3 protein-coding genes are annotated in these 3,469 nt (G+C 65.8%); all 3 read right to left on the reverse strand.

Going from position 1 to position 3,469, the window contains the following annotated elements; all coding sequences use genetic code 11:
* Window positions 1-49 precede the first annotated feature (49 nt).
* Entirely contained in the window at window positions 50-544 is a 495-nt protein-coding gene (locus V7Q81_RS15215; RefSeq protein ID WP_333845009.1) for a hypothetical protein, read from the reverse strand.
* Window positions 545-846: 302 nt separating this feature from the next.
* Window positions 847-2,190 (reverse strand): TAXI family TRAP transporter solute-binding subunit, encoded by a 1,344-nt coding sequence (locus V7Q81_RS15220; protein WP_333845011.1) that lies wholly within the window; start codon window positions 2,188-2,190, stop codon window positions 847-849.
* A gap of 76 nt (window positions 2,191-2,266) precedes the next feature.
* Window positions 2,267-3,157 (reverse strand): hypothetical protein, encoded by an 891-nt coding sequence (locus V7Q81_RS15225; RefSeq protein WP_333845013.1) that lies wholly within the window; start codon window positions 3,155-3,157, stop codon window positions 2,267-2,269.
* Window positions 3,158-3,469: the final 312 nt, after the last annotated feature.

Here is a 3,469-nt window from a genome sequence, read left to right on the forward strand (position 1 = left end):
TTCCGGGGCAGGGATGGAGAGGGGCGGCGGCTCGAGGTCGTCATACGCTTCAGGCAGGCGAAGCCGCGGCGCTGCGGGCCGCCTCTTCCCGGGAGAGCTTCAGGATGTAGGCGGCGAACTCTTCGTCCTCGCCCTGGAGCAATCGGGGCAGGAGCTGGCGGAAATCCTCCCGCCGGCACCACTCCCGCATGAAATCCTCCCAGGAATTCCAGCGGCGGCGTTTCTTGTCCGGCATGTTTTCCTCGTAGGCGAGGAGGTAGGCCCGCTCGAACAGGGAAATGAGCATGTTAAAGATGACCAGCATGCGCTCCCGTTGTTCCTCGGTGAGGTTGGGCGTAGCCTCCTGGGACATGAGTTTGAGATCCGGGTGGTCGATCACCAGTTTGAGAAAATCCGTATAGGCGTTGGAGAGGAGCTGGTAGACCTCCTCCTCTTCGTTTTCCCGCTCCTTGCGCTGTTCGATGAGGAATACCGCGATCGCGAACGGCAGGCCGATCACGGTGACGACATAGCTCATGAGCTCCCAGGTCTCCAAAAAACTCATGCCGCCCTCGATTTGAACATGATGTCCGTGGCGGCAACGGGCACCAAGGCGCCCAACAAATCCCAGCGTCTCGCGACGGCCCCGTCCATCGCACCAGGCCGGGCTAGGAAGTGAGATCGTGGATGCCCCTGGGCGCCGTGGAGGACGAGCAGAGCAGCCCAGCGCACGGGGTGAGGCTCGTCGCCGCGCTCGCCATGGACATGAAAAAAAGCAATCTCCCGACACGCCGGGAAGAGAGGCAGTGCCTGCATGGAGCGCCATTGTATCGTTTACCCGGCGCAAATCGGAAAAAGCAGCGCGGGCTAGTCGATGGGCAGGGTGTCGCCTCTTTCCCTTTCCAGCCCTTGGGCGATGCGCCGGCGCACCAGGTGGATGTGGAGGCGAAACGTATAGAGCTGGTCGGTGAAGGCGAGGGGCGTAGGGATGCGGTTGACCGCGTCCTCGATGGTGTCCAGCCGCTCCAGCAGCTTCTGCAGCTTGCCCGCGTCCCGTTCCCCTTCCAGGTCCAGCTCTACTGCTTTGAGTTTGGCGTACCACTTGTAGATGCGGGAGCGTACCCGCCACGCGTAGAGGGGGGGCACGATGCGGGAGAGGGGGATGGCGAGCGCTACGATGGGCAGGAGCATCACCCACAGCCGGTCCACCAGATTGGCTGCCCAGTAGGGAAGATAGCGCTGCAGGAAAGGCGGGCCGGCGCGGTAGTAGCGCCGGGCCTCATCGCTCAAGGGGAAGTCCACGTCTTTCCCCGAGGGAAATTCCCCGGGACGGGCGAAGAGGCCAGGCTCGCCATGCACCTCGGTGGCGGCTCGTAACAGCAGGTAAGCGAGGGCCGGGTGTAGGGTGTCCTTGGCCACCAGGGTCGCCGCGGGGGCAAGGAGGGTCACGTCCTTCGCTGGCAGATCTCGGGCCAGGTCGAGGGCCCCCTGGGGCAGCACCAGCGGGGTGAGAAAGGGAAAGCGGCGGGTATAGGCCTCCGCCCGATCGAAGCTCATGAGCCGCACGCCCTTCGCGGTGAGCAGCCGCTGGATCACGGGAGCCTCGGGAGAGCCTACCACGAAGAGAGCGTCGATGTTGCCCTGGAGCAGGAGCTCGGTGGCGGCGTTGCCTCCCTCAAACACGAGCCGGGTGGGAGGCTGGGTGGCATGGTTGACCGCGAGCAGCAGGAGGGCCAACGCTCGGGTGCCGGAAAGATCGCCGCCCACCGCGATGCGCTTGCCCCGCAGCTCGGTGAGGCGGGTGATTTCCCGGGGCCCACGGTAGAACACCCACAGGGGTTCGTAATAAAGGGTACCGAGGGACACCAGGTGGGGAGCATTGGCCGCCGAGCCCGTGCCACCCTGGACGAAGCCCACTTCCACGGGGGAGTCCTCGTTCATCAGCCGCGCCACATTCTCCAGCGAGCCGCCGGAGGTGCGGATCTCCAGCTTCACCCCGTCCCGGGCGAGGATCTCGCGGTAGCGTTGGGCGAAATGGTAGTAGCCCCCTTCCGGGTCGCCGGTGGTGATCACCAGGGTGTCCGGCGGGGCGGGCTTCACGAACTGGTAGGCGAGCCACAGCCCCGCGGCCACGGCGAAGACGAGGGGCGCCACCGCGAAGAGCAGGTCGCGGCCGGAGAGCTGGGAGATGCGCAGACGCTTGCGAACCATGGGGGCGGCCGGAAGCCAGCCGCCGATTATACGGTGCTGCGGTCCTCGCAATCGTTCGGCTGCAGCGACGACGGAGTCAGAAGCGACCCGTCAGGCTGAAGCCGAACACGGGGCTCGGTGCCAGCTCTTCGTTGTAGAGCTCGACTCCGGCGCTGTTTTCCACTCTGAGCTCGCCTCCCAGGAGTGCGCCGGCATACACGTCCACGTTGAACCGAGGACCTAGGCTGCGGGCGAGGTGCAGGAAGGCTGCCACGCCCCGCTCTTGCCCAACCCCATAAGGAGGAAATCCCGCCGCGTCGAGGGGAAAGCGGGCGTTGCGGTAGGCGCTGCCGGCGCCGATCTCCCATGCGTCGGAAAGGCGGTATTTGAGCTCGAGCCCGACGGGTCCGGTGACGAGGGGGTTGGTGAGCCGCAGCCGTTCGGTCAATGACCAGTCCACCGCCAGGAAGGGAAAGGCCCAGGGCCGGTCTAGGGAGTCAATCACGGCTATCCCCAGACCGATGCGCCGCCCAGCCGACACTTCCCGGGCGGCGGAAAGCACCGCGCCATAGGCATAGACCGGTCCCCCGCCGACGGCTCCTGCCCAAGAAGCACCGAAAGCACCGTGGGCAGGCACCGCCGTCCACCACCATCCGTCCCTACTCGGGGGGGTCAAGGCGGCAGCCCCTGCCACCGACTCCATGGGATCCCCGAGGCTCCCGCCCAAAGTCCTCCAGCGATAGGGGCCCGGGGCGAGCCTTCGGTCTAAGGAGAGGCCGAGCCTGGATCCGGTTGGTGCAGGGCGGCTCAGACCCAGGGGCCCGTCCCAGGAAAGACCGCCGCCGGAAGCGGGAGAAGCGAAGAAGGGCGCCCAGGGCGAGGGCTCGCCTGGCCAGCGCAGGCCGTCGGCCCGGGCTTCCCCCGCCAGCCCGAAGGCGGATAAGGCGAAGGCGATCAACGAGATCTTCCTCCTGCCAGCGTTTCCCATGGCGATTCCTCCAGAAGGCGGGCGGAGAAGACCGCACCCGAAACGCATCGCCGGCTTGCGGCGCTATCCTTCATCGGACGGCTTCCCACGAAGGTTTCGCGCCGCAAGAGCGGGCCTCGGATGGGCATCTTTCTTCCAGCATAGAAGCAAATTGGTCCCTGTGCAGGCGTTGGCCCACGTAAAATAATGCAAATTCATCCTGGCTGAGGGGGGCCATGGACCGCGAGCTGACCCTCCCGAGACGCGCTTAGCCTTCATGCTTTCCGAGTTCGACCTGATACGCCGCTTTTTTACCCATCCCGCCCCCGGTAC

Source organism: Pelomicrobium sp., assembly GCF_036803785.1.
Classification (GTDB): Bacteria; Pseudomonadota; Gammaproteobacteria; order Burkholderiales; family UBA6910; genus Pelomicrobium.

Bases quoted from the DNA above. Each gene is read 5' to 3' on its own strand.
- V7Q81_RS15215 (WP_333845009.1), bottom strand. From the start codon at position 544: ATGAGTTTTTTGGAGACCTGGGAGCTCATGAGCTATGTCGTCACCGTG.
- V7Q81_RS15225 (WP_333845013.1), bottom strand. From the start codon at position 3,157: ATGGGAAACGCTGGCAGGAGGAAGATCTCGTTGATCGCCTTCGCCTTA.
- V7Q81_RS15220 (WP_333845011.1), bottom strand. From the start codon at position 2,190: ATGGTTCGCAAGCGTCTGCGCATCTCCCAGCTCTCCGGCCGCGACCTG.